This is a genomic window from Roseibium sp. LAB1 (assembly GCF_054658235.1).
In genome coordinates this window covers 12,477-36,992 of the sequence record NZ_BAAGIB010000007.1, presented here as the reverse complement: position 1 = coordinate 36,992, position 24,516 = coordinate 12,477, and the positions used below count along the sequence as shown (strand labels likewise).

Sequence of the window (24,516 nt, the reverse complement as noted above, 5' to 3'; positions counted from 1 at the left end):
GGAAAGGTCAGCCGATCAGCCAGATCCCGCCAATAACGAAAAGAGCCAGAAATGCTGTCTGCGTGACCAGCATCCAGATGGCAGGACCGCCGACTTCCAGCAGTTTGGGGATGGACGTTTTCATGCCCACCGCCGCAATCGCGGCCAACAGCGCCCAGCGGGAGACGTGACCGGCTGCCTCCTTGGCAGCCTCCGGGATGAAACCGAATGAGTTGAGCGCGGCAAGCACCAGAAAGGCAACGACAAATGCCGGCACGATTGGTGGGCGCGCGCTACCCGGTTCTGTGCTTTTGCGCAGGATGAGCGCCGCGACCAGAACGATGGGGGCCAGCATGGTGACGCGGATCAGCTTCACCAGCGTCGAGAGGTCTCCGGTTTCCTCGGAGATCGAGAAACCGGCCCCGACAACCTGCGCAACGTCGTGGATCGTACCGCCAAGGAAGACGCCGGTTTCATCCATGGAGAGACCGAGGTACGAGGTCAGGATCGGGTAGAAGATCATGGCCAGCGTGGACAGGACCGTCACGGTGATCACCGTGAAGGCGAGGTCGCGTTCGGCATGTTCGCGTTTCGGCAGGATAGAACCGATGGCCATGGCTGCGGAAGCACCGCAAATGGCGACGGCCCCGCCTGTCAGAAACGAAAACAACCTGTCTCGCCCGAACAACCCGCCGATCAGCAGCGAAAAACCGATGGTCGCCAGAACGCCGAGGATCACCAGGAGCAGAAATGGCACTCCCAACTGCTGTACCATTTCCACGCTGATGCGCACACCGAGCAGCGCGACACCGATGCGCAGCAACGTGCGGGCGGCAAAGGCGATGCCTTCGCCTGTGCGATGCTCTTCCGACAGGAAGTTCAGAGGCATTCCGAGCAGGATGGCCATCAACATGGCCGGCGCGCCGTAGTGCTCGTTGAGGAATTGCGCGGCGATGGCGACAAGCCCGGCAATCGCAATACCCGGGAACAGCCGGTTTGCCCGGTCTTTCAATGGAGCAACCATGAAACGCTCTTAGTCCTTGTTGGTGTTTAACGGTCGACCGGAAGGCCGCTCGGGACAGTGGCAGGGATGCCGAAGGGTGGGGTCGTGACGGACCGCTTGCCGGTCAGGCTTTTCAGGAAAGCCACAAGATCGGCGATCTCCGCATCCGTAAGGGAGAGGGGATCAATATCCCTGAATCGGGCTTGGCGCGCCATCTCACGAGCGTCATTCCAGACCATAAAATCGATCGCCTGCAGCCAGGGCGCCTGAGGCAGGGCTGCGGTTTCCGGCTTCCAGGCTTTCAGCATCCCGTCAGGGTCAAGGTGATGCCGGATGATCCCCTCCAGTGTGGGATAAGCGCCATTATGCCCGTAAGGAGCCGTTAGCTCGACATTGCGCAGCATCGGGGTTCGGAACCGGTAGGCGTCTTCAAGACGGTCGGTCTCGCCCATCACGCCAACATCACGCACCATCGGATCAAAGCTGCGCGTGCGGCCCGGACCGAAGGGAGGAAGGCCAAGTGCGTGGAATTTCTGGTCGCTGAGCAGCCTGCCGGAGTGGCACGAAGAACACCCGGCCTTGCCGTAGAAAAGCTCTAGGCCGCGCTTCTGGTTTGGATCGAGAGCGCCTTCATCACCGGCCAGATATCCGTCGAACGGGCTGTCGATGCTCCGCCATTCGATCGCCTGGAAAGCTGCCAGAGCGTTGGCAATCTCCACGATCGTGACGTCTTCCGGTGCGTCGATGTGATCGAAGGCCGCGACGAACAGGCGGCCATACTCGGGGATGATGCGAACACGTTTCGCCAGGATCGGCCAGGCATTGTCGATACGGTCGTAAATGGCCCCGGCGACTTCGTTCTCCTTCGGGTTACCAGCCATCTCGAACTGCGCCGTCACCGGAAAGACCGCCTGGGCAGCGAGCAGCGAATTGAAGCCCCTGGGCAGCCATTCTTCGGCCGGCGAATTGAAGCCGTTCTCGAAAGTGTCGGCAACCGACAGGCGGCCGTCGTGAAACAGCACGTGAAGCTCTTTTGCGCCCAAGTTCCAAAGACCTGGGGCGTTTCGCGGAATCCGTTTCTTAATGCGGCTGTCACCGGTTCCGGCTATCCGCTGGGGCCCAAGTCCTTCACCACCTTCGCCGATGCCAAGCGACAGGCGGTCACCTGTGCCGAGGCTCGGATGGTGGCATGTCGCGCAGGCAATATTCCTGTTGCCGGAGAGGATCTTGTCGTAAAAAAGCAATTGACCGAGAGCTGCCTGCTTTGCGTCGAAGGCGATGAAATCGCTTTCTTTAAGAGGCGGCGGCAATTCGGCAGCGACGGCCGGTGCCGACAGTCCGAAAACGAGAGGGAGCAACCGCAAGACATGAAGACCATTCTGACCGCCGCTCTGCTCACCCTTGTGCTGCACACAGGTTCTGCCCACGCAGAAATAGAAGCCGCGCGCGACCTGATGGAGGCCAATCGCTACGAGGAGGCGATGAAGGAACTCTGGCCGGCGGCTCGTTCCGGCAACGCGGATGCCGAAGAGATTATCGGTGTCATGTACGCGATGGGACTGGGCGTCGAGCGTGACGATCAAAGAGCGTTCGAGTGGTATCTCAGAAGCGCGATGAAGGGCCATCCAGGAGCCCAGTCCGGCGTCGGCTGGTACTACGAGGTTGGCCGCGGCATGCCGGCGCCGGATCTTGTAAGGGCCTACATGTGGTACACGCTCTCCGCCATCGGGGGGGACCCCGATGCCGCGATCTCTCTGGAAGAGGTGGTCAAGAAGATGACCAAGGAAGAGATTGAAAAGGCGCATATCCTGGTCGGCGATTACAAGGTCTGGATGTATCCGTTCAATTGAAGGCTGGCGGTTCGGTTCCGGTCGGCGCAGAACTCTGTCAATAGAGTACTGGACGGACGGGAACGTGCAATTCCGAGTTTTGCCATTCTCCCAGGGCCTGGTCATCGGATCCAGGCGGATCCCGGTCCATCTGGCTGAAGCCTGACTGCCGCCTGGGCCGCGGGAGCAGACACTGCAAGGGGCGAGTGCGGCGAGGTGTGTCACGCCCCGCGCCGGCGGGGCGTGACACGTTGTTTCGTCAGTTCAGATCCGCAGAACGGTTGGCGTTGATGTCGGCTTCGGCTGCTGCCACAGCCTCTTCCAGAGCGCCGAAGATTTCGCCGCCACGTCCGACATTGCCCTTGAACCAGTCATAGACCGGTGCCGCAGCTTCCTTGAAGGCTGCCTTTTCTTCAGGGGTCGGAACGTAGAGGTCGCCACCACCGGCGACGAAGTCTTCATATGCCTTGATCGACTTGCGCTTCGGCGAGGCGAATGTTGCCTGCTGAAGGGCATAGAAACCATCCACCACGACGCGGCGAAGGTCTTCCGGCATGGACAGGAACTTCTCGTTGTTCATCCACCACAGCGCGCCCATGTAGGCATGACCGTCAAGGGTCACATATTGCAGGCCGGCATCGGGGAACTTCATGCCCATGATGTCGGTAATGCCGTTCTTGGAGCCTTCGACAACGCCGGTCTGCAGCGAGGTGAACAGTTCCGGCCACGGGATCGGGGTCGGGGCAGCGCCGAGAGCCTTGACCAGTTCCTGCGGCAGGTCGGCCACCACGGTGCGGATCTTCAGGCCCTTCAGGTCTTCCGGCTTGGCGACGCGGTGCTTGGTGTTGGCGAAGTTGCGCCAGCCACCGGTGTTGCCGATGGTCATCAGGCGGATGGTGTCACCGGAATCTTCCAGCGCCATGGTGCGCATGGTGCGGGTGAATTCGCCGGACAGGACATGTTCTGCAACCCGATCGTCGCTCATCATGTAGGGCAGGTCGAGAACCTGGACATACGGGAAGATGCCCGCTGCACCGCCGGAGGTGGAGATGTAGATGTCGATGGCACCGTCGGAAATGCCCTGAAGGCATTCAGCTCCGTTGGAGCAAAGCTGCGTGCCGATGAACAGTTCGACCTCGATAGCACCGTTCGAAGCGGCTTCAACGAAGTTCTTGAACACGACAAGGCCGTCATAATCCTCGTCGTTTTCGTTCGAATTGGCGGTTGCGCGCAGGGTGTAATCGGCGGCAAGCGCGCTCAGCGACGATCCGGCGAGCATCGCCGCGACCGTGAGCGTTTTCAGTGCAGTTTTGAGCATTAGGTTCCTCCCTTTAAAAGCTCAGGTTCAGTTGGCAAATCCGGTCAGACGCGGGATCGTCATCGAAAGTGCCGGAATGTAGGTGATCAGAAAGATCACCGCGATTTCCACCGCCAGAAACGGCAGGATGGCCTTGGCAATGGTTTCAACCCGTTCTCTTGAAACCGAGGCCGCAACGAAGAGCACCAGCCCCATCGGCGGTGTCGCCAGGCCGATGGTCAGGTTGACGCTCATGATGATGGCGAAATGGATCGGATCGACGCCAAGGTTGACGAAAATCGGTCCGAGGATCGGTCCGAGAATGATGATCGCCGGGCCTGCATCCAGGAACATGCCGACCACGAAGAGCAGCAGGTTGATCAGGAACAGCAGGATCAGCGGGTTCTCAGACAGGGTGAGGACGAACTCTGCCATGATTTCGGGAGCGTGGCTGAGGCTGACGACGGTCTTGAAGGCCATAGCCGCGCCGACCAGCAGCAGCACCACCGCCGAGGTGATACCCGCCCTGTTCAGAACACCCGGGATCTCGGACACCTTGATCGAGTGCAGAACGAAAAAGCCGATGATGAGCGCATAGGCGACCGCGACTGCCGCCGCTTCCGTCGGCGTGAAGACGCCGAGCAGAATGCCGCCGAGAATGATGATCGGCGTTTGAAGTGGCGCAACGGCCTTCTTGCAGACAACCCGGAAATCCTCCGAGACAGCGCCTCTGAGGTTCCACAACAGCAAGTGGGAGACAGCGAGGAAGGCTGCAAAAAGCACGAAAGTGGTCGTGGTGGATAGTTCCGCGAAACCGGAGACCTCGACGATCAGCCCGGCAAGGACGGTGAACAGGGCGGCCAGGTTCGCGCGCAGGACTATGAACGAGAACCAATATTCAACCGGGGCCAACGTCTGTCCCGGACTTACGATCCTCTGGGCCTTTGGCAGATCGTATTTGTTGGCCATGAACTTGACCATGAGCATCAGGCCGATACCGACCATGACGCCGGGGACGATACCTGCCAGGAACAGCGCGGCAACGCTCTCTCCCATCACGTAGGCATAGATGATCATGATGCCCGACGGTGGAATGATCGGGCCGATGACGGAACTCGCCGCGGTGATTGCAGCAGCAAAACGCCTTGTGTAGCCCTGCTTCTCCATGGCCGGGATCAGCATGGATCCGAGCGCGGAGGTGTCGGCGACCGCAGAACCGGAAAGACCGGCAAACAGCATCGAGGACAGAATGTTCACATGAGCAAGGCCGCCGCGCAGATGCCCCATCAGAGCCTGGCTGAATTCGACCAGCCGCATGGTGATGCCGCCCTTGTTCATCAGCTCGCCTGCCAGCATGAAGAACGGAATCGCCATTAGAGGAAAACTGTCCATGCCGTTGTAGACGTTGCGGTAAAGCAGCGTGATGTCTTTTTCCTGACCGTTCAGCCAGAGCAACAGGCCAGGAGCCGCCAGAAGGCCGAAGAAGACAGGCAGTCCGATCAGCAGGAAGACGAGGAAGACGGGAAGGAACCAGATCAGCATCAGTCAGCTCCTGCCATGTCCGGGTCGGGGATGACCGGCATTCGGTCGGCACCGCCGAGGCTGGCGATGATATTGCGAAGGATCAGCTCGATGTTGACGAGCGTCAGCAGGAAAACGCCGACAAGAATGGAGGCCATCATCCAGCTGCGCGGCACGCGGATCCATTCGCTGAAAGCAAGGTTGCCCGGCACATAGAGCGAAGCGGTCGCGAAACGGCCTCCGAAGCCGGTGACTTCGGAAAACCCGATTTTGAGGGCGACGACGAGCACTGCGAGTGAAATCAGCAGAAGCAGCAAGGAGATGGCGCTGCCCAGAAGGCGGGGCAGGGAATGGGTGAACATGTCGATGGCAACGAAACCGCCCCTGCGAAACGCTGTCGGGGCCATCAGGCCGGTCATCCAGAGCATGCAGAAACGGGCCGCTTCGTCCGGCCAGGGCAATGCATTGTTGAAGACATAGCGGAACACGACCTGAATCAGGATAGCAATCACCATCAGGGCCACGGCAACGATGCCGATGCCTCGGCCAATCCGCAACAGCAGCGAATTGACGAAGTCGAGCGGTGCAAGGACCGCCAGCAAAATGCCCATCCGGGCTCCTCCCTGGATCAACCGGTCTTCATGTGCGCAAACACGAGAACCGCGAAGTTGACCTTATAAAGTGGTGAAGCGGTCTTCTGCGATCTCCTGAAACAGAAACCGTCTCACTCTCCTCCAGAACGGGCCGGTCACCGCCCCGTTTTCCGCCCTTACTTTGGAGCGATTTGTCCGAGCTTGCCCGCATAAAATGTCAGGGCTTCACCGGAGCGCATTTCCGCCTGCAGGACCTGACCGAGAACGATCAGATGGTCGCCGCCCTCATAAGCGGTGAACCGCTTGCACTCGAAACGGGCAAGGCAGTTCTGGATCAGGGGCACGCCGTTGTCGTCGATCGTATAGATAAGCTGATCGAAGGCATGGGCATTGCGCACGAAACCGTTGCAGACTTCAGCCTGCTCATGGCTCAGCACGTGAATGGCGTAGTGTTCGGCCGTTTCGAAATACTGGAACCTGCGTGAGCCCTTGTCCGGCATCCACAAAACCAGCGGTGGTTCCAGCGAAACGGAAGAGAAGCTGTTGGCGGTGATGCCCACCGGGCCGTCGGCCGATCCGGTGGTCACCACAGTGACGCCGGTGGCAAAGCGCCCGAATGCATCCCGCAAGAGGCGGGTGTTGTCGGCGTCCGGTTCGAAGGTCACGGTATGATTGGCATTCTGCATGGTCATCAGGGCACCTCTGTTCCAAGCGCCGCTTCGTAAAGACGGTACCAGGTTTCGCGATCCAGGCTGACTTTCAGCGCGTCGGAGATCTGGGCGATCCGCTCCAGATTGTTGGTGCCCATCACCGGCAACAGTTGCGCCGGATGAGCCAGCAGGAAGGCCACCGCGACCGCAGACCGGTCGACACCGGCTTCCGCCGCGATTTCGTCCATGACGGCGCCCAACTTGCCGCTTTCAGAGATCAGCGACCCGCCGCCGAGGGGCGACCACGCCATCAGCCTGGTCCCAAGCCGCTGGTGGAACGCCAGATCACCGTTGGTGAAGGGAGAAATTTCCTTCAACGAGATCTCGATCTGGTTGGTGACAAGCCGGTTCGACATCGCCGACTGCAGCAGTTCCCAGTCCCAGGGACGGAAATTTGAGACGCCGACGTTGCGCACTTTGCCACTCTTGACCAGATCATCGAGCGCTGCGCCGGTCTCGTGATGATCCATCAACGGATCAGGTCGGTGGATCAGCAACAGGTCAATGGTTTCGATGCCCATTTCGGTGAGCGAGAAATCGACCGACCTTTCGACATGGGCGCGGGAGGTGTCGTAATGTTTCACCTTGGCATTTGAATAGCGTCCGGCTGGCGCGACGATGTCGCATTTGGTGACGATTTCCATCCTGGCACGCAGGGCCGGATTGGCCTTAAGTGCTCCACCAAGCACGGCTTCGGCAGCATAGCCGCCGTAGATGTCCGCCTGGTCGAAGGTGGTGATGCCCTGGTCGAGGCAGGTCTGGATCTTGCGTTCCACGTGAGCGGGCGACGTGTCGCTGTCGTCGCCGATGCGCCACATGCCGTAGATCAGCCGGGAGAACTCAAGAGTTTCAGAAAGTTTCACGCGGTCCATTAGCGGCGAACTCCTTGGCCAAGCGGGGTTGCCGGCGTTTGAGCCGGGACACGACCATAGGCGTGCGGCAGGGAACAGATTTTCAGGTTCGGCAGTACCCGCGAACCGAAATGCTTGGCTTCTTCCAGGTGCGGATAACCGGAGAAGATGAAGGCACGGATGCCCATCTTCTGATAGGCCTCGATCTTGGCCATCACCTGATCGGTAGACCCGACCAGCGCCGCCCCGCAACCGGACCTTGCCCGGCCGACACCGGTCCACAGGTTTGGTTCGATGTAGCCGAATTCATCGGCGATCTCGCGGTTCTTGGCCTGGTGGCTCACCCCAAGAGACTTGGCGTCGAGTGCCCGTTCGCGGATGGCCGTTCCCTGGACTTCATCGAGTTTGGAGACGATGTAGTCGGCGTATTCTTGCGCTTCCTTTTCCGTGTCGCGCACGATCATGTGCACGCGCAGGCCGTAGTCGAGTGTGCGGTCGTACTTCTCGGCAACCGTGTTGACCGCCTTCATGCGGCCTTCCAGTTCCTCGATCTTTTCCGGCCACATCAGATATACGTCGCAATGTTGGCCGCAAAGGTCCAGCGCATCGGGAGAATATCCGCCGAAATAGAGCAGGGGGCCGCCGGTCTGGTAAGGCCGTGCCGGGTCGGTGGTCAGGCCCTTGAAGTTGTAGATCTGGCCTTCGTAATTGATCTCGTCCTGCGTCCATGCCTGTTTCAGGATTTCAACCACTTCCCGCGAGCGCTGGTAACGATAGCTGCTGTCTGCCTGCTCGCCCGGGAAGTCGGAGGAGATGATGTTGACCGTCAACCGTCCCTGAAGCATGTGGTCCAAGGTGGCGATGGTCCGCGCCAGCATGATCGGCTGCATCTCGCCGCAGCGAACGGCTGCCAGAAGGTTGATCCTGTCGGTAATCGGCGCACATCCGGCGACAAACGACAGGGTATCCTGGCCGACCTGGTAGGACGACGGGCACAGAATGTTGCGGAAGCCCTGCTGCTCGGCTGTTTTCACGATCGAGGAACAATGCTCCCAGGAGGAGCGCAGGTGACCTTCGGGTACGCCCAGAAACTGGTAGTCGTCGGAACACAATGCGGCGAACCAGGATACCTCCGCTGCATCAAGATCCGATGACGTGACTGGGACTACGGTCATGAAGTGCCTCCCTTGGACCATCTTGTCGAATGCCGAAACCTGCATACGCCGATATGGGCGCGATTGTGGTTTCGCTATTTTCGTTTGTTTTCGAATGGCTTCATTCTGCGTTCGATTTCCTCTTGCATATCACCCGTTTTGATGTAAATCAATAGTGTATCAATTTTGAAAAAGAGACCCTCGAACCACCATGCCAACCGCCTCGCAAACCTCGACCGCGCTGCCGCTCTACGTGCAGATAAGCGAGCTTTTGATCCGGGATATTGCGGCCGGACGGCTGATCGACGGCGAACGATTGCCGCCTGAAAGGGACATGGCGGAGGAGCTTGGCATCTCCATCGGAACCCTCCGCAAGGCGCTCGCCGACCTTACGCAAAAAGGCTTACTTGAGCGGATCCAGGGGTCGGGAAACTACATACGGCAGGGCGGCACCCATGAAAGTGTCTATGCCATGTTCCGTCTTGAGCTTCTGACAGGTGGGGGGCTGCCGAGGGCGGATATTCTGGACGTTCAGCGCATGGACAAGCCGGACGACCTGCCGCTCTTCGGCACCAGTTCCGAAGGCACCCGGATCCGCCGCCTCAGGTTTCTCAACGATGTGATGATCGCAGTGGAAGAAATCTGGCTGGACGGCGACGCAGGCTTCGTGCGGCGCGAGCTCCTGTCCGATTCCCTCTACCGTTTTTACCAGAAGCATCTGGGGTTCTGGATCGTGCGTGCAGAAGACCGGGTCACCATCCGTGGACTGCCGGACTGGACGCCGGAGATCTTTCAGAAGACGCCGGGAACACTCACAGGCTTTGTCGAACGGTTCAGTTGGGCGGATCGCCCCAAGCCGGTCGAATATTCGCGAACCTGGTTCGACACGGACCGGGCGCATTACGTGCAGCGCTTGAAATAGGTGGACGAGAATTGCCACCGCTCATGGAGGACTGAATGCCTGCAAAGGTAAGATACGGCGTCATTGGCTGCGGAATGATGGGGCAGGAGCACCTGCGCAACATCGCGCTCTTGCCGGATACCGAAGTGACGGTGATCTTCGAGCCGGACGCCGGAATGGCGGAAGCCGCGGCAAAGTTTGCACCAAAGGCGCAATTTGCCCGCTCCGTCTCGGAGCTGCTGGACGTGGAAGACCTGGACTGCATCCTGATTGCCAGCCCGAACCATTGCCATGTGCCGCAGATGGAAGAAATCCGCCGCAAGCGTCCGTTACCGCTTCTCGTCGAAAAGCCTCTCTTCACCGATCCGAAGGACCTTGCCGAGCTGGAAACTTTCAAGGCCTCCTATCCGGCACCCGTGTGGGTGGCGATGGAGTACCGCTACATGCCGCCGATCGCGGCATTGATCGAACAGGCGGAAACGGCCACCGGCGGCATCAAGATGCTGACCATCCGCGAACACCGTTTTCCATTTCTCGACAAGGTCGGAGCCTGGAACCGGTTCAACCGCTATTCAGGCGGCACCTTCGTTGAAAAATGCTGCCATTTCTTCGATCTCATGCGGCTGATCATGCAATGCGAACCCGTCCGCGTGATGGCGTCGGCCGGCCAGGATGCCAATCACAAGGACGAAGTCTACAACGGTGAACAGCCGGACATTCTCGACAATGGCTATGTGATCGTCGACTTCGAAAACGGTGCCCGGGCCATGCTGGAACTCTGCATGTTTGCCGAAGGCTCCCGCTACCAGGAAGAAGTGTCGGCTGTTGGCCCGGAAGGCAAGATCGAAGCCTACGTGCCGGGGCCCGGACGTTTCTGGCCGGAACACCTCGGTGAGCCGCCAGTTCCCCAGCTTGTCGTATCGCCAAGGTTTCCAAAAGGTCCGCGTCAGATCGATATTCCGGTTGATCCGACGATCCTCGATGCAGGCGACCACAATGGCTCGACCTTCTACCAGCACGAAGGCTTCGTTGCTGTCGTGCGCGGTGAAAAGCCTGCACCTGAGGTGACGCTTGAAGACGGATGGCGCGCCGTGGAAATGGGGCTGGCGGCACAGCAGTCTGCCCGCACGGGCCAGGCCGTAACGCTACGGTCTCAGGCGCTTTCCTCCGTCGCCTGCTGACAAGACGCTTTTCCTCTGGAGACCTGGCCGGTGCGACATTTGTCGTGCCGGCTTTTTTCTTGCCGTCGCGGCGTGAGGGAAGGGGTTACCAGCGCTCTTTCGGCAACAGGGACTGCACGTTGTTGGAGCTGAAGCCGTCCCGTCCACGGCGCATGTTGATGGCCCGGATCGGCACCTTGTATTCGCGGCCCGTATCCGTCTTTTTGCACTGCTGCTTCCGGTAGGCGAAATTGTCCGGCACGTTCCTGTGGTTTTGCACCAGGACACAGAAGACGTCGTAGCGGCCATTGACGTCGATATCCCGCCGGGCGCCCTGAGCGACGATCACCTGCATGTGGCGGGTGAACGCCTTGTCGAAAAGTAGAAAGTTGCAGTAGGGCTCGTTTCCCTTGGATGTCCGCGTGCTCTGACAGTAGAAGATTTCGGCCTGGGCCTGTTGCGGAGCGGCGAGCGGGAAAGAGCCGATCGAGATCAAGCCCGCCAATACGGCTGTGAGAGCGTAACGCTTCAACATTCCCTTAAACTCCTGGTCGAAATGCAGTTTGTTTCAACGTGATCTTGCAGATGGAATATCATTCCACGTAAGATTTAACTGTGACGCCTCTCACTGGGAATAGGCGCAACGACGAAATTTGGATTGGTTCGGGGTGTGCACAGGTTTCCGGCTCGCGCACCGGCACATGCACACGACATCGACAGGGCCGCCCGAAACGGCCCCTGGGAGGTCCCAATGCGTAAGACTTTGTCCGTTCTGTTATCTTCAACGCTGATTTTACAAACAGTTTTCATAAATGGCGTCCTCGCCGCACCAGCCCTGACGACAGCCAATGTCAACTTTCGGCAAGGGCCGGGAACGAACTTCGGTTCGCTTGGCACCGTTCCTTCCGGCACACAGGTCGAGATGGAAAACTGCGACGACAGCGGGGCCTGGTGTTCGATCAGCTACAACGGCCAGAACGGCTTCGTCAGCGGACAGTATCTCCAACTCAGCGAACCGGAACAGACAACGGGCTGGCCCCGGTCTTTCCAGACCGATGCCGGTGCAACACTGGTGCTCTACCAGCCGCAATTCACCGAGTGGGACAATTTCAAGACCCTCAAGGCTCTTGTCGCGGCGGAATACATCAAGGACAAGGACGCCAAGCCGGTCTTCGGCGTGATCGGCGTCAGCGGCGTCACCGTGGCCGACCCCGACAAGAGTGAGGTCGATATCAACCAGATCCAGGTCACGGAGCTGGATTTTTCGGCACTGGACAGATCGTCTCTCACAGATCTGTCACTCCAGGTCGGCAAGATCATGCCGACCGGCACAATCACTGTGAAGGAAGACCGGATCACCGCTGGCCTTGCAGAATACAAACGCATGGATGATGTCCAGGGCCTTAATTCAGAAGCGCCGCCGATTTTCATCTCCACCGAGCCGTCGATTCTTGTGCAGACCGAGGGCGCGCCGATCTTTGCACCTGTGAAGGGCGACCAGGGTCTCAGCTTCGTTCTTAACAGCAACTGGGACATTCTGAAAATCGACGAGAGCGGCGAGCTCTATCTGCGCGATGAAAAATCATGGATGAAAACCAAGGATGTGTCGGCCGGTTGGGAAGCCGTCGACAAATTGCCGGACCTGATCGGCTCGCTGCCCGATGACGACAACTGGAAGGAAACCCGGGAGGCGATCCCGGGGGAACCGTTTGCCGACAACACACTGCCAAAGGTGATCTATTCCGACAAACCGGCGGAAATGATCGTGTTTGACGGCGAACCGGCCCTGGAGCCGGTTGAAGGCACTGATCTGGAATGGGCGTCGAATACCGACAGTGACGTGTTCTTCCTGAAATCCACGTCCACCTGGTACATCCTCGTGTCAGGTCGCTGGTTCAAGTCAGCCTCGCTCGACGGGCCCTGGACCTTCACCACGCCGGACATGCCGTCCGATTTCCAGAACCTGCCGGAAGACGCGCCTTACTATTCGGTCCGCTCGTCCATCCCCGGCACCTCGGAAGCCTCGCAGGCGCGGCTGAAGGCCAGCATTCCGACGACCGCACGTGTTGAGGTCGGTTCGGTCAGCGCCGATGTCTCATATGCAGGAGATCCGGAATTCGAGAAGATCGACGGCACCTCGATGTCCTACGCGGTCAATACCAGCGACCAGGTCATTCAGGTCGGAGCGAAATACTACGTGTTGCAGGATGGTGTCTGGTTCGTCGGCGACAGCCCGGAAGGTCCGTTTACCGTCGCAACGGCGGTGCCGGACGAGATCTACACCATTCCGCCGTCTTCGCCGGTCTACAACACCACCTATGTGCGCGTCTACGACAGCGAACCGGGAGCGGTCTGGTACGGCTATACCATGGGCTATCTTGCAGGGTTCCTGTCCTGGGGCGTCTTCGTCTATGGCACTGGTTACTATTACCGGCCCTGGTACCGCCCGGGTCTGCGTCCCATCTACTTCCCGCGCCCGGTGAGCTACGGCATCGGTGCATTCTATAACCCGATCCGGGGAACCTTCGGCCGCTACGGCTATGCCTACGGGCCTCTGCGTGGCATCGCAGGCGGCGGCATCTACAATCCCCGCACGGGCGGTTACATTCGCGGTGCTGCCATCAGCGGACCGCGCGGCAGTGCCGGCTTCATCAGTGCCTATAATCCGCGGACTGGCAATCGGGTCGTGGTTGGCGGAGCCCGGGGCATATACGGCTCCTGGGGTGGCAAGGTGGTGAGCGGGCCGGAATGGTCGCGCACGCGCGATATTCAGGCCGGTGCTGTCCAGCGTTGGAAACAGGATGGCAATCTGGGCCGGGTGGCGAACCTTGATCGCCGCGGCGATGTCTTTGCTGGCCGGGACGGAAGCGTTTATCGACGCGATGGCGAAAAATGGCAGAAATTCGAGGGTGGCCGTTGGGGCGAAGTCGCTGCGCCCTCCCGCGAGGCAATCCAGGACCGCGTGGGTGACATAGGTGCCGGACTGGCCGGGGGAGCGATCGGCGCCGGAGCAGGAGCCGCCCTTGCCAACCGCCCCCTTGGCGACAAGGTCCAGAACCGGCCGAACGTTCAGCGCCCGACCAACCTGCCTGCAGGCCAGCGCCCGAATATCGAGCGTCCCAACGTCCAACGCCCGAATGTTCAAAAGCCGAATGTGGAGCGCCCAAACGTCCAACGCCCGGCGCAGCGGCCCAATGTTCAGCGGCCGAATGTGCAGAAGCCAAATGTGCAGCGACCGGCTACCCGTCCTGCCACACGTCCGGCGGCCCGTCCCCAGGCTCCTGCACATCTGAGCAGGGACAACCGGGCGAGAACGGCCGGCAACCGGCAGGTCAACCGGCAGCGCAACGTACAGCGTTCACGTCCGCAGGCGCGCCCGCAACGTCATGGCGGCGGCGGCGGTGCGCGCAGGGGTGGCGGCGGACGCCGCCGCTGAGAAGGCCTAGATCGGAAGGTCGCGGGCATCCGCGATTGATTCCATGGTCATGTATGACGTGACCGTATCCAGATCGACTTTCTCGATCAGGCGCTGATAAACGCGGTCGAAGGCATTCATGTCTTCGGCCACCACTTTCAGCATGTAGTCGTAATCACCGGCAATCCGGTAGAAGTCGATCACGTTCGGAATGGCTGCGACTTCGCCCCGAAATCTTTCGAGCCAGTCCTTGGAGTGGTGCCGGGTTCGGATCATCACGAAGACGGTGAGATTCAACCCGAGCTTGGCCGGGTCCAGCCGTATCGTGTGTCCTTCGATCAATCCGCTGTCATAGAGTGTTTTCAACCGGCGCCAGCAGGCGTTCTGGGAAAGGCCAACCTTGTCTGCAAGGTCTCTTTGCGAAAGACGGGCGTCGCGTTGCAGGGCGCGCAGCAATGCACGGTCGATATGATCGAATTTTTTCTCCATTACCGATCAAATGACACAATTTACAGAAAATGACAATCGAATGAGGTGAAGATATCTCACTTGACGTGGTCGTATGATCCGAAAAAGGCGTTTCGGAGCACAAGATGACCCAAAAGACAGGCACGGCACTCGATTATTTCATCGAAGAACTGAAAGCTCCGGATCTGATTTCCTGCCTGCGAGCGGGATTGATCGGCGAGGGCGCATCCATTTCTGGTCCGTTCGGTGAACGTGAGCTGATTTATGCCGACTACGTCGCCTCCGGCCGCGCCTTGCGCCAGGTTGAGGAATTCGTTCTGGAAGAAATTCTGCCAGTCTACGCGAACAGCCACACCGAGGCCTCCTATTGCGGCAGCGCGATGACACGGATGCGTGAGGCCGCGCGGTCCGAGATCGCGCGCATTTGCGGGGCTGACGAGGGCTATGCGACGGTCTTTTGCGGCTCTGGAGCAACTGCGGGCCTCAACCGGCTGGTACATCTTCTCGGGGTTTCAGCCGCCGCCGAACGCGGTGAAGAGCCGCTCGTTGTGATCGGTCCCTATGAGCATCACTCCGACATTTTGCCCTGGCGCGAAAGCGGAGCCGAGGTGGTCGAGATAGATGAGGCGGTAACAGGCGGTCCCGATCTTGCCGAGCTGGAAGGCGTCTTGCGCAGGGCGGGGTCTGGTCGGCTGATTGTCGGTGCGTTCTCGTTGATGTCCAATGTCACCGGCATCGTCACGGACGATGAGGCAATTACGCGGTTGCTGAAGCGCTATGGGGCGCTCAGTGTCTGGGATTGCGCCGGCTCAGGTCCCTATCTGCCGGTCGACATGAAAGCCGGCACGGATGCCCAGAAGGATGCTGTTGTCGTCTCGCCGCACAAGTTCATCGGCGGTCCTGCCGCCTCCGGTGTCATGATCGTGCGCAAGGAAGCCGTCAGCAAGGCGACGCCGGTCTTTCCAGGCGGCGGCACGGTACGCTTCGTGTCCCCCTGGGCCCATGATTATTCAGACAATCTTTCAGACCGCGAAGAAGCCGGGACGCCGAACGTGATCGGCGACATCCGTGCGGCGCTCGCCTTTCTGGTCAAGGAAGCCATCGGACAGCGACTGATGGACGAGCGGAACGCCGCCTGGCGGGCCAAGGCGCTGGCCGTCTGGCGCGACAATCCGGCGATCGAGATTCTTGGAAACGACAAGGCCCGTCACGTCCTGCCGGTGTTTTCGTTCCGCGTGAGGGACCTGGAACGCGGAGGCTATATTCACCAGCAGCTCGTCACCCGCATGTTGTCGGACATCTACGGCATCCAGGCCCGCGGCGGCTGCGCCTGTGCGGGCCCTTATGCCCACCGGCTGCTGGATATCGGTCCGGAACAGTCCGAAGCACTACGCTCCGGAATTCTTTCCGGTGAAGAACTGAAGAAGCCCGGCTGGACACGGCTCAATTTTTCGGTGCTCATGACAGTAGACAAGGCGGAAAGGATCATTGCCGCCGTCGAAGATCTGGCGCTGCATCCTTATCCGGCCGCGGACTACTACGCGTGCGACGAAACCACGGCCCGGTTCAAGGCCATGCAAGACGCTGCTTGAAGGACACCAAGTCGACATGTGCCGCTGGGCTGCCTGGAGCGGAGCTCCGAAATATCTGGAAGAAGTCATCTGCGATCCGGCGCATTCGCTGATCGACCAGAGCCGCAACGCACTTTCCTGCAAGACCTCCGTCAACGCCGACGGGTTCGGCGTTGCCTGGTACGGCGACCGGGAAACGCCCTGCGTTTACAAGGACGTTCGTCCGGCCTGGTCGGATCCGAACCTGTTGCAGATCTCCAAGCACATCCGTTCACGCCATTTCCTGGCGCATGTGCGCGCTTCCACCGGAACGGCAACCACACGGGACAACTGCCATCCGTTCACGTTCCAGCGCTGGACCTTCATGCACAACGGGCAGGTTGGCGGCTACGACAAGGTGCGCCGACGCCTCGACAACATGATCCCGGATGATCTCTATCGCGATCGCATTGGCGGCACCGACAGCGAAAGCCTGTTCCTGGTCGCGCTCGCCTATGGGCTCAATCTGCACCCGCGCGCGGCCATGGCAAGAGCCGTGTTCGAAGCAGAAGCCCTGTCCAAATATGCCGGAACCACGCCTCACATGCGTTTTGCCGCTGGCTGGTCGGATGGAGAGACGCTCTATGCGGCCCGCTATGCCTCGGACAATCTTGCCCCGACACTCTATTACCGTCTCTATGACGACGGTGTCATGGTCGTGTCCGAACCGCTGGACGAAGCCCGCGGTTGCTGGATGGAAGTCCCCCAGGGACAGATGATCGAAGTCAGGGACGGCAAGGTGAACCAGGTTGCTTTCCTGAGCGACGAACAGCTTGCTGACGCCTGAACACCGAAAGTGATTTGCCAAGCCCAATTTGTATGCCCGGCCTCATATGAGCTGACCGCCGCTATCATTGCCGGGAAGGGCTCCTCCCGGGCGGCTTCAGGCAGGGCTTTCGATCCAGTGCCAGGCGATGTCGATTTCGTCCCGGTCGAAGTGTTTTTCCTGAATGCCGACCATCTTGGCGAACGTGGCATCGATAGCAACAAGGGCGGCAAGCAATTTGCTGTCCGTCACGATGGCGATCTTGCTGAGATGCTGCATGTTGGCCAGCACCCACCTGATGTCCGCCTTGGCGGCTTCGAACGATACGCCGACATGATCGCCAAGAACGACCAGAACGCTGATCTTGCCCTGGTCCTCAATCATCTCTTCGGCCTTGGCGATCAGGCCTTTTTCCTGATCGATATCGACCTTTCCGGAAATCTCGACCCCGAGAACGGCGCCCTGGCTGCGGGGCAGGATCGTATACATGCTGGTTCCTCCGGCAGTGTCTGAACGGCACACCCGGAATGGTAAACCCAATCACCACAAATAAGAAACTGTCTGACCGCGTCCGGAGACTGTTTGCCAAGGAGCGTGGTTTTCTCGAACGGCGATCTCGGTGGGATCAGGCGATTTCCCGCCCAGCGTCTGCCATCTTGGAACGGGTCAATCCGTCGACCCTCTCGCGGATTTGGCGCGTCAGGGCGCAGCAGTCGGTGCGCTCGCGGCCGTAGCCGAGGTTGAATTCATAAAATGGGACGTCCTGTCTCGGCATCAGGACGTGCTGAAGCATGGTTTCCAGTTTGTCGTACGCCTTGGCTATCTGGGATTCTGTTGTCTGGGCGGCTGCATATTCATCCCAAAGGGAAAGCAGTTCTTCAGCCACATCCGTCGGCAGCGGCGTGCACAAGGTCAGGAAGTCCCGCCTTTCCCGCTCCTGCCGGTCGTCCCCGGGTTTCTGGAGCGGCGCGGGGATATCTCCGGAAATGGCTTCGCCCAGATCATGCACCAGTGTCAGCTTCAGGAGTTTCAGAACATCAACATGTGCGAGCTCGGTCTGGAAAAGCACAACCATCAGGGCCAGCCGCCAGCTGTGTTCGGCCGTGCTTTCCGGTCTGCCACCGGTTGTCGTTCCCGATCGAAGCGTGTCCTTCAGCTGCTCGGCAGCCTGCAGGAAATCCAGCAGCCCGGTCAGGCGGGCCGGATCGATCGCGGGAAGGTCGAGGGGAGGGGTTTTCTGTGTCATGGCCGCCAGACTAGGGCTGACAGCAATGCCGTGCGAGCGGCTGCATAAATTATGCGGCAGCCTGTTCTTCGCGGACCAGGCGGGCGAACCGCCCGTCGGACAGAGGCAGGCGCGAAATCCGGATGGTGCTCTCCGGGATGGTCATTTCCGGAAAGTCTACATGTTCCGTTCGGTAGACAATGTCCGGGGCGTCTGGTTCGAACCAGCCGTAGTCTGTCAGCCTGTTCTCTGTTGCCCGGATGCCTTCGGACGCAAAACGCCACAGGGGCCGGTTGAGAAACTCGCTTACGGGGGCATGCCACTCTTTTGCGCGAGGGCCGGACATGGCCAACAGTCTGTGTGTCAGGTCGCAAACCAGATGAACGGGAACAGAGGACTGCGACACCAGATCGAGCAGGGCCTTGTCGGCAGCGCTCTGCGGGCGCGCCCTCAGCAAGCGGGTGATCTTCGTCCTGTCACTGTCATCCGGCTGTGTCTTGCCGCTTTCCCAGCGTGAAATCCGCGTCTGCGAGACACCGAGTTCAATAGCCAGGGCCTCCTGCTTGACCCGGTTCAACACGCGCCAGCGCCGCAGCGACGGGCCCAGACTGCTTTCAAGAACGGCGGTTTCTGTTTGCATGTGCCAAGTGTAACGCGTCCTTGCCTCCTTGTGCAGCAGGAAACAGCAGCACGGCGCCGAACCGCCGTGCACTCGCCGGGATCAGCGGTATTTCTCGATAAACGCGTCGATCGACAACTTGCGAAAATCGGGAAGGCGCTGCTTCAGCTGGTCGTGGCTCCAGTCCCACCAGGAAATATCGATCAGGGCCTGTTCTTGCTGTTCGGTGAAGCGTCGTTTGATTTCCCGGGCGGCCACGCCGCCTACGACGGTGTAAGGCGAGACATCCTTTGAAACGACGGCCCCGGCCGCAACAATGGCCCCGGTGCCGATGGTCACGCCGGCAAGCACCGTGACATTGTGGCCGATCCACACGTCATGACCGATGGTGACCCAGTCGTCCTTGCGCCACTGGAAGAAGTCGGCGTCGTCCTCGCCGAGGTCATAGGCAGCGGCACGGTAGGTGAAGTGGTGCTGGGAGGCCCGCCAGGTCGCGTGGTTGCCCGGGTTGATGCGCACGCGCCGGGCTATCGAACAGAACTTGCCGATGGTCGACCACACGACATCGCCTTCCTGCACGATATAGGAATAGTCCCCCATGCTGCTTTCACGCATTTCCGTGCGAGCGCCAACCTCGGTCCAGATACCGAGGTCACAGTTCAGTACCTTTGCCTCAGGATGTATGTTCGGGGCTTCGGTCAGGGAAGGCTTCTGGGTCGGGGCGGACATAGGGTCTCCATGCGTTGAAGAAAATGGGGTGTGGAACCGGCTTGTAGCCGTCTTGCCCGTGCCGGTCGTGACGCTTTGATGACACTGGCATGACTGACTTGGCTTTTTTTGCATGCGTCAACTTCGGGGAAAACGCCAATCGGTGGGGGCCGACCTTTTTCCGAGCGCCGATTTCCGAAGGAATATTTGTCAGGCAGCAGCTTTGCCGACGGGTGACGGAAAGCGCTGAGAGCGCTGCGGAATTCCTGCCGGCCATGGTCGTCCTGTCCTCGGTCCAGGCCTCGATGTCATTGATATGTCATAAAATTTTGGCCCTCCCGACAAATGACTGTCATTTTTCTGTAACGGTCCGGTGGCTCTTGTCGCGCAGCACGAAGAACACAACGGACAGGGCTGACGCGTGATTCAATTTCAGGAAGTCACCAAGACCTTCGGGTCTCGGACCGCGGTCAACAAAGTAAGCTTTAATATCGAAAAACCGCAAATGGTCGGGATCATCGGCCGATCCGGCGCAGGCAAGTCCACCCTGCTGCGCATGATCAACCGGCTGACGCCCGCAAGCTCCGGCCAGATCCTGTTCGAAAGCCGGGACATTCTCGGCCTGAAGGGCGGCATGATGCGCCGCTGGCAGCGCGATTGCGCCATGGTATTCCAGCAATTCAATCTGGTTCCGCGTCTGGATGTGGTTACCAACGTGATGCTTGGCCGGCTCAATGGCCACGGCACCTTGAAGAGCCTCTTCAACATCTTCAGCCCGGACGACGTCAATTCCGCACTTGGTGCGCTCGACAGGCTGGGCATCGCCCAGGAAGCAACCAAGCGTGCCGAGGAACTGTCCGGCGGTCAGCAGCAGCGCGTAGCCATCGCCCGCGCGCTGATGCAGGACCCGCACATGATCCTGGCGGACGAGCCGATTGCCTCGCTCGATCCGATGAATGCCAAGATCGTCATGGATGCGCTGCGCGAAATTCACGAGCGCGACAACAAGATCGTCATCTGCAACCTGCACACGCTCGACACCGCCCGGACCTATTGCGACCGGGTGATTGGCATGCGCGACGGTTTCCTCGTCTTCGACGGGGCACCGGAAGCGCTGACCACATCTGTCGCCCGCGAGATCTACGGCGCGGACGAAAGCTTCAACGAGGCTGCGACATCCACCGCCATCGATGCCGGCAAGTCCGGTTCCAGAGAATCCGCCGGTGCGATGACCCCGGCGGCAGCAGCGGTCTGATCCGGCTGTGCACCCGCTTAACGTCATCAACAATTGAGAACTCTCGGGGAGTGTCCCAAATGAAACTCGTTTCTAAAGTTGCTGCGCTTGCTGCCGTCAGCATGATTGCCCTGAACGCTTCTGTTGCCGGTGCAGCGGAAATCACGGAATTCCGTATCGGCCTGCTCGGCGGCGAAAACGCTTCCGACCGTCTGCGTGCCAACGAATGCCTGCGCGAAAAGACCGAGGAACTGCTCGGCGTTCCGACCAAACTGTTTGCTCCGGCAGACTACAACGGCGTTATCGAAGGCTTGCTCGGTGGCAACCTGGACATGGCCTGGCTCGGTGCTTCCGGCTACGCGAAAGTCTTCCTGACCGACCCGGAAGCCGTTGAACCGGTTCTGGTCAAGGTCAACAACGACGGCAGCTATGGCTACTATTCCATCGGCTTTGCCCGCGTCGACAGCGAGATCAACTCCCTTGAAGACATGAAGGGCAAGACCTTCGGCTTTGGTGATCCGAACTCCACCTCCGGCTACCTGATCCCGTCCATCGAAATCCCGAAACTCGGCTACTCCATGAAGCCGGGCGAGTATTTCTCCGACGTCGTCTTCACTGGCGGTCACGAGCAGACAATCGTTGCCGTGTTCAACGGCGACATCGCAGGTGGCGTGACCTGGGCTGACGGCCTTGGCGAATGGGAAGACGGCTACAACTCCGGTGCCCTGCGCAAGGCAACCGACGCCGGTCTGGTCGACATGACCGAGATCAAGGAAATCTGGCGTTCGCCGGTGATCCCGGAAGGCCCGGTTGTTCTGTCCAAGAAACTGCCGGACGACATCAAGGCGAAGATGACCGAACTGATGGCGAACCTCGTCAAGGAAGACCAGGAATGCGCCTACGGTGTCATGGCCGGTGAAGCCCGCGGCTTTGAGCCGATCACCCATGAAGCTTACGAATCCATCGTCGCTGCCCGCAAGGCAAAGAGCGAATAATCGGACGTTCGAAAAACAGCGCGGGCCGGTCTCCGGTCCGCGTTTTTCTGAACTCCGGCGACCGGACGTGTCATTCCACCTGACGTAACGCGAAAGGCCGGAATCCAGTGCTTACCGGGCTACCAGTCGAACTGGCCAGGTCCCGGTGACCACCGGATCCCTGCCTGCGCAGGAAAGACATGTTTCGACCGGGTTCATCCAGCAATGCCAATCCGTTCCGGATGAACTGAGCATCGAGATGAACCGAGCATCAAGTAGAGGTCTCACATAATGGCTGTTGCCGCACTCGAACAGGAAATCCTGTCCATGCGAAAACGCCGCCAGCTCTATTCAATGATAGGGCTGCTGCTGGTCGTCGCGGTTCTGGTCTCCGGATATTCGAAATCCAATGCCATGAACTCCGGCGGGTTCATTCAGGGCCTGTCCAAGTTTTTCGACTACCCGGGCGAGATCGTCGTTGAAGCCTTTGACGCCGGTCCGGCCTTTTTCTCGCTGGTGCTGCAGTTCGTTCCGGCCATGCTGGAAACCTTGAACATTGCCGCGGTCGCGACCCTCCTGGGCGGCGCGATGGCGGTGGTGCTGGCCATGGCCTCCACGCGCAATGTCGATAGCTGGGGACCACTGATCCCGGTCGTTCGCCGGATCATGGACATCACGCGCGCCTTTCCCGAACTGATCATTGCCCTGTTCCTGATCTTCGTTCTCGGCTCCAGCCCGGTACCGGCCATGATCGCCGTTGCCTTTCATACCGCCGGAGCGCTCGGAAAACTCTTCTCCGAAGTGAACGAGAACATCGACCGCAAACCCATCGAGGGGCTGTCGGCCTGCGGAGCAAGCTGGCTGCAGCGCATCCGGTTTGCCGTGTTGCCTCAGGTCGCGCCCAACTATCTCAGCTATTTCCTGCTGCGGCTGGAAATCAACGTGCGTGCGTCGGCCATTCTCGGCTTCGTCGGAGCCGGCGGTATCGGCCAGGAGCTGCGCCGTACCATCGGTTGGGGCAAGGGCGCGGGCGATGAAACCGCCGCGATCTTCGTGCTTCTGTTCATAACAATCATGGCCATCGACCAGCTGTCGTCCTACCTGCGTGGCAAGCTGGTCGGCTCCGGCCGGGCGCATTGAGGGGATATCTCATGACCATCGATACGCTCGAAACCCCCGTCACCCAGGCTCTGGTCTGGAACCAGGTTCGCAGGCGTGCATGGCTCACCGTTGCCGTGCCGCTCGCGATCCTTACCTACCTAGTTTACACTTGGTTCGCTTTCGGGGTGCCGGAACTTCTCTCCCGTGCCCAACCGGAACGGGCGGCAATCCTCGCAACGGATTCCGTCGCCTACAAGGTTCATGTGACCAAGGACTTCCGGCGTAACGAATTCACGGTCGCCATCGAAGGTGAGCGCACTGCCACCTACGACAATGCCGATGTGCCCGATTGGGTGAAACTCAACGGTGAACACGGTGTGGTTGACCTTGGCGACGGTTATCTTGTCGAGATCAATGGCAGGACCGCGCTGTTCACGATCCCGGGCTATGGCATTGTGGAGGGCACTGCCACCACGAAGGGTGTCGACACGGTTCTGCCGGCCGGACCTGCTCCGGACTGGGTCAAGGTCGACCCGCGCAAGCTCGACATTCGTCCTACTCTCGACCGGCGCCTGCAGATCACCAAGACCAAGATCGAGGTTCACAACTATTTCGGCGGCTGGGAGAACTTCTGGTTCCCGTTCCGCTCGCCGCTCCATGGCATGTCCTTCAGCCAGCTTTATGCGCTGGCGCTGAGCGCCGACCGCATGGACCCGGACACATCGAACCTCTGGTTCATCTTGGACGAGTTCCTGAAGAATCCGGACTGGCAGCACGGCAAGGTTTTCACTGCCCTTTTCGAGACCATCATGATGGCGGTGCTCGGCACGCTGACAGCTGCTTTCTTCGGGCTGCCGCTGGCATTCCTGGCCGCGCGGAACTTCACGCCGTCCAGGTTGCTTCGGTTCGGAACCCGTCGCCTCTTCGATTTTCTGCGCGGAATCGACATGCTGATCTGGTCGCTGATCTTCATTCGCGCCTTCGGTCTCGGTCCGCTGACCGGTGCCCTGGCAATCGCGTTCACAGACACCGGCTCGCTCGGCAAGCTGTTTTCCGAAGCGTTGGAGAACATCGACAACAAGCAGGTTGAAGGTGTCAGGGCAACCGGTGCCAGCCAGATCCAGCGCTATCGCTATGGCGTGATCCCGCAGATCCTGCCGGTCTTCGTCTCCCAGGTGCTCTACTATCTGGAATCCAACACCCGGTCGGCCACGGTTATCGGTGCGCTCGGGGCAGGAGGCATTGGCCTGTTGCTGGTCGAGACCATGAAGACCTCTCGCGATTGGGAAAACACCAGCTACATCATCATCCTGACAATCGTTGTGGTGATCTTTATGGATCAGACCTCCGGCTGGCTGCGCCGCAAGCTGATTGAAGGCAAATAGGGTCTTCGGGGCT

At 59.8% G+C, this 24,516-nt stretch carries 24 protein-coding genes; 10 read left to right on the top strand and 14 right to left on the bottom strand.

The genetic code is table 11. From position 1 onward, the window contains the following. Positions 1-7: 7 nt before the first annotated feature. Positions 8-1,003: a YeiH family protein gene (locus ACYQ54_RS26430; protein WP_460087768.1), complete on the bottom strand. Its 996-nt coding sequence runs from the start codon at positions 1,001-1,003 to the stop codon at positions 8-10. Positions 1,004-1,029: 26 nt separating this feature from the next. Then, positions 1,030-2,346 carry a cytochrome-c peroxidase gene (locus tag ACYQ54_RS26425; protein WP_460087765.1) on the bottom strand — a complete coding sequence of 439 codons (1,317 nt, stop codon included), beginning with the start codon at positions 2,344-2,346 and terminating at the stop codon, positions 1,030-1,032. 3 nt (positions 2,347-2,349) lie between these two features. Between ACYQ54_RS26425 and ACYQ54_RS26420 the strand changes: the two genes are divergently transcribed. Further along, a complete protein-coding gene (locus ACYQ54_RS26420) occupies positions 2,350-2,832 on the top strand; it encodes a tetratricopeptide repeat protein (protein ID WP_460087763.1) in 483 nt (160 codons plus the stop codon). Positions 2,833-3,070: 238 nt separating this feature from the next. Here ACYQ54_RS26420 and ACYQ54_RS26415 read toward each other — a convergent pair whose 3' ends face one another. The 6 genes from ACYQ54_RS26415 to ACYQ54_RS26390 form a co-directional block, all read right to left on the bottom strand. After that, positions 3,071-4,129 (bottom strand): TRAP transporter substrate-binding protein, encoded by a 1,059-nt coding sequence (locus ACYQ54_RS26415; RefSeq protein WP_460087761.1) that lies wholly within the window; start codon positions 4,127-4,129, stop codon positions 3,071-3,073. Positions 4,130-4,156: 27 nt separating this feature from the next. Next, positions 4,157-5,650 (bottom strand): TRAP transporter large permease, encoded by a 1,494-nt coding sequence (locus tag ACYQ54_RS26410; RefSeq protein WP_460087759.1) that lies wholly within the window; start codon positions 5,648-5,650, stop codon positions 4,157-4,159. Then, complete coding sequence (locus ACYQ54_RS26405) at positions 5,650-6,240, bottom strand: TRAP transporter small permease (protein WP_460087757.1); 591 nt, start codon at positions 6,238-6,240, stop codon at positions 5,650-5,652. The genes ACYQ54_RS26410 and ACYQ54_RS26405 overlap by 1 nt, the downstream gene beginning before the upstream one ends. Before the next feature lie 158 nt (positions 6,241-6,398). After that, positions 6,399-6,914, bottom strand: a complete 516-nt coding sequence (locus ACYQ54_RS26400; RefSeq protein WP_460087755.1) for a flavin reductase family protein — start codon at positions 6,912-6,914, stop codon at positions 6,399-6,401. Next, positions 6,914-7,804 carry an aldo/keto reductase gene (locus ACYQ54_RS26395; protein ID WP_460087752.1) on the bottom strand — a complete coding sequence of 297 codons (891 nt, stop codon included), beginning with the start codon at positions 7,802-7,804 and terminating at the stop codon, positions 6,914-6,916. Before ACYQ54_RS26395 ends, ACYQ54_RS26400 begins: the two co-directional genes overlap by 1 nt. After that, positions 7,804-8,958 carry an LLM class flavin-dependent oxidoreductase gene (locus tag ACYQ54_RS26390; protein ID WP_460087750.1) on the bottom strand — a complete coding sequence of 385 codons (1,155 nt, stop codon included), beginning with the start codon at positions 8,956-8,958 and terminating at the stop codon, positions 7,804-7,806. Before ACYQ54_RS26390 ends, ACYQ54_RS26395 begins: the two co-directional genes overlap by 1 nt. Before the next feature lie 190 nt (positions 8,959-9,148). Here ACYQ54_RS26390 and ACYQ54_RS26385 point away from each other — a divergent pair, with 190 nt between their 5' ends. Then, on the top strand, positions 9,149-9,859 hold the full coding sequence (locus tag ACYQ54_RS26385) for a GntR family transcriptional regulator (RefSeq protein WP_460087748.1): 711 nt from the start codon (positions 9,149-9,151) through the stop codon (positions 9,857-9,859). Between the two features lie 35 nt (positions 9,860-9,894). Next, positions 9,895-11,019, top strand: a complete 1,125-nt coding sequence (locus tag ACYQ54_RS26380; protein ID WP_460087746.1) for a Gfo/Idh/MocA family protein — start codon at positions 9,895-9,897, stop codon at positions 11,017-11,019. 85 nt (positions 11,020-11,104) lie between these two features. Here the strand turns inward: ACYQ54_RS26380 and ACYQ54_RS26375 are convergent, their stop codons facing one another. Continuing rightward, positions 11,105-11,533 (bottom strand): hypothetical protein, encoded by a 429-nt coding sequence (locus ACYQ54_RS26375; protein ID WP_460087744.1) that lies wholly within the window; start codon positions 11,531-11,533, stop codon positions 11,105-11,107. A gap of 216 nt (positions 11,534-11,749) precedes the next feature. Here ACYQ54_RS26375 and ACYQ54_RS26370 point away from each other — a divergent pair, with 216 nt between their 5' ends. After that, the gene (locus ACYQ54_RS26370; protein ID WP_460087741.1) at positions 11,750-14,434 is read left to right on the top strand and encodes an SH3 domain-containing protein; all 2,685 of its coding nucleotides are present in this window, start codon (positions 11,750-11,752) and stop codon (positions 14,432-14,434) included. Between the two features lie 6 nt (positions 14,435-14,440). Here ACYQ54_RS26370 and ACYQ54_RS26365 read toward each other — a convergent pair whose 3' ends face one another. Beyond that, positions 14,441-14,902, bottom strand: a complete 462-nt coding sequence (locus tag ACYQ54_RS26365; protein WP_460087739.1) for an Lrp/AsnC family transcriptional regulator — start codon at positions 14,900-14,902, stop codon at positions 14,441-14,443. 104 nt (positions 14,903-15,006) lie between these two features. Here ACYQ54_RS26365 and ACYQ54_RS26360 point away from each other — a divergent pair, with 104 nt between their 5' ends. Beyond that, positions 15,007-16,473 (top strand): aminotransferase class V-fold PLP-dependent enzyme, encoded by a 1,467-nt coding sequence (locus ACYQ54_RS26360; RefSeq protein WP_460087737.1) that lies wholly within the window; start codon positions 15,007-15,009, stop codon positions 16,471-16,473. A 16-nt stretch (positions 16,474-16,489) separates the two neighbouring features. After that, the gene (locus ACYQ54_RS26355) at positions 16,490-17,278 is read left to right on the top strand and encodes a class II glutamine amidotransferase (RefSeq protein ID WP_460087736.1); all 789 of its coding nucleotides are present in this window, start codon (positions 16,490-16,492) and stop codon (positions 17,276-17,278) included. 96 nt (positions 17,279-17,374) lie between these two features. On the opposite strand, the gene ACYQ54_RS26350 is transcribed toward ACYQ54_RS26355, so the two are convergent. The 4 genes from ACYQ54_RS26350 to ACYQ54_RS26335 all read right to left on the bottom strand — a co-directional run bounded on the left by ACYQ54_RS26350 (position 17,375) and on the right by ACYQ54_RS26335 (position 19,830). Then, positions 17,375-17,746: a SpoIIAA family protein gene (locus tag ACYQ54_RS26350; protein ID WP_460087735.1), complete on the bottom strand. Its 372-nt coding sequence runs from the start codon at positions 17,744-17,746 to the stop codon at positions 17,375-17,377. A 136-nt stretch (positions 17,747-17,882) separates the two neighbouring features. Next, entirely contained in the window at positions 17,883-18,503 is a 621-nt protein-coding gene (locus ACYQ54_RS26345) for an HD domain-containing protein (protein WP_460087733.1), read from the bottom strand. A 49-nt stretch (positions 18,504-18,552) separates the two neighbouring features. Beyond that, positions 18,553-19,122 carry a helix-turn-helix domain-containing protein gene (locus ACYQ54_RS26340; RefSeq protein ID WP_460087732.1) on the bottom strand — a complete coding sequence of 190 codons (570 nt, stop codon included), beginning with the start codon at positions 19,120-19,122 and terminating at the stop codon, positions 18,553-18,555. A gap of 81 nt (positions 19,123-19,203) precedes the next feature. Beyond that, entirely contained in the window at positions 19,204-19,830 is a 627-nt protein-coding gene (locus tag ACYQ54_RS26335; protein ID WP_460087730.1) for a DapH/DapD/GlmU-related protein, read from the bottom strand. A 400-nt stretch (positions 19,831-20,230) separates the two neighbouring features. Between ACYQ54_RS26335 and phnC the strand changes: the two genes are divergently transcribed. From phnC to phnE (ACYQ54_RS26315), 4 genes are all read left to right on the top strand, one after another. After that, positions 20,231-21,064, top strand: coding sequence for a phosphonate ABC transporter ATP-binding protein (phnC, locus tag ACYQ54_RS26330; protein ID WP_460087729.1), 834 nt, complete (start codon positions 20,231-20,233; stop codon positions 21,062-21,064). 59 nt (positions 21,065-21,123) lie between these two features. Further along, positions 21,124-22,038, top strand: a complete 915-nt coding sequence (phnD, locus tag ACYQ54_RS26325; RefSeq protein ID WP_460087727.1) for a phosphonate ABC transporter substrate-binding protein — start codon at positions 21,124-21,126, stop codon at positions 22,036-22,038. A gap of 270 nt (positions 22,039-22,308) precedes the next feature. Then, positions 22,309-23,157 carry a phosphonate ABC transporter, permease protein PhnE gene (phnE, locus tag ACYQ54_RS26320; RefSeq protein ID WP_460087725.1) on the top strand — a complete coding sequence of 283 codons (849 nt, stop codon included), beginning with the start codon at positions 22,309-22,311 and terminating at the stop codon, positions 23,155-23,157. An 11-nt stretch (positions 23,158-23,168) separates the two neighbouring features. Beyond that, on the top strand, positions 23,169-24,503 hold the full coding sequence (gene phnE / locus ACYQ54_RS26315) for a phosphonate ABC transporter, permease protein PhnE (RefSeq protein ID WP_460087723.1): 1,335 nt from the start codon (positions 23,169-23,171) through the stop codon (positions 24,501-24,503). Positions 24,504-24,516: the final 13 nt, after the last annotated feature.

Bases quoted from the DNA above. Each gene is read 5' to 3' on its own strand.
- ACYQ54_RS26430 (WP_460087768.1), bottom strand. From the start codon at position 1,003: ATGGTTGCTCCATTGAAAGACCGGGCAAACCGGCTGTTCCCGGGTATT.
- ACYQ54_RS26420 (WP_460087763.1), top strand. From the start codon at position 2,350: ATGAAGACCATTCTGACCGCCGCTCTGCTCACCCTTGTGCTGCACACA.
- ACYQ54_RS26415 (WP_460087761.1), bottom strand. From the start codon at position 4,129: ATGCTCAAAACTGCACTGAAAACGCTCACGGTCGCGGCGATGCTCGCC.
- ACYQ54_RS26410 (WP_460087759.1), bottom strand. From the start codon at position 5,650: ATGCTGATCTGGTTCCTTCCCGTCTTCCTCGTCTTCCTGCTGATCGGA.
- ACYQ54_RS26405 (WP_460087757.1), bottom strand. From the start codon at position 6,240: ATGGGCATTTTGCTGGCGGTCCTTGCACCGCTCGACTTCGTCAATTCG.
- ACYQ54_RS26400 (WP_460087755.1), bottom strand. From the start codon at position 6,914: ATGACCATGCAGAATGCCAATCATACCGTGACCTTCGAACCGGACGCC.
- ACYQ54_RS26395 (WP_460087752.1), bottom strand. From the start codon at position 7,804: ATGGACCGCGTGAAACTTTCTGAAACTCTTGAGTTCTCCCGGCTGATC.
- ACYQ54_RS26390 (WP_460087750.1), bottom strand. From the start codon at position 8,958: ATGACCGTAGTCCCAGTCACGTCATCGGATCTTGATGCAGCGGAGGTA.
- ACYQ54_RS26385 (WP_460087748.1), top strand. From the start codon at position 9,149: ATGCCAACCGCCTCGCAAACCTCGACCGCGCTGCCGCTCTACGTGCAG.
- ACYQ54_RS26380 (WP_460087746.1), top strand. From the start codon at position 9,895: ATGCCTGCAAAGGTAAGATACGGCGTCATTGGCTGCGGAATGATGGGG.
- ACYQ54_RS26375 (WP_460087744.1), bottom strand. From the start codon at position 11,533: ATGTTGAAGCGTTACGCTCTCACAGCCGTATTGGCGGGCTTGATCTCG.
- ACYQ54_RS26370 (WP_460087741.1), top strand. From the start codon at position 11,750: ATGCGTAAGACTTTGTCCGTTCTGTTATCTTCAACGCTGATTTTACAA.
- ACYQ54_RS26365 (WP_460087739.1), bottom strand. From the start codon at position 14,902: ATGGAGAAAAAATTCGATCATATCGACCGTGCATTGCTGCGCGCCCTG.
- ACYQ54_RS26360 (WP_460087737.1), top strand. From the start codon at position 15,007: ATGACCCAAAAGACAGGCACGGCACTCGATTATTTCATCGAAGAACTG.
- ACYQ54_RS26355 (WP_460087736.1), top strand. From the start codon at position 16,490: ATGTGCCGCTGGGCTGCCTGGAGCGGAGCTCCGAAATATCTGGAAGAA.
- ACYQ54_RS26350 (WP_460087735.1), bottom strand. From the start codon at position 17,746: ATGTATACGATCCTGCCCCGCAGCCAGGGCGCCGTTCTCGGGGTCGAG.
- ACYQ54_RS26345 (WP_460087733.1), bottom strand. From the start codon at position 18,503: ATGACACAGAAAACCCCTCCCCTCGACCTTCCCGCGATCGATCCGGCC.
- ACYQ54_RS26340 (WP_460087732.1), bottom strand. From the start codon at position 19,122: ATGCAAACAGAAACCGCCGTTCTTGAAAGCAGTCTGGGCCCGTCGCTG.
- ACYQ54_RS26335 (WP_460087730.1), bottom strand. From the start codon at position 19,830: ATGTCCGCCCCGACCCAGAAGCCTTCCCTGACCGAAGCCCCGAACATA.
- phnD (WP_460087727.1), top strand. From the start codon at position 21,124: ATGAAACTCGTTTCTAAAGTTGCTGCGCTTGCTGCCGTCAGCATGATT.
- phnE (WP_460087725.1), top strand. From the start codon at position 22,309: ATGGCTGTTGCCGCACTCGAACAGGAAATCCTGTCCATGCGAAAACGC.
- phnE (WP_460087723.1), top strand. From the start codon at position 23,169: ATGACCATCGATACGCTCGAAACCCCCGTCACCCAGGCTCTGGTCTGG.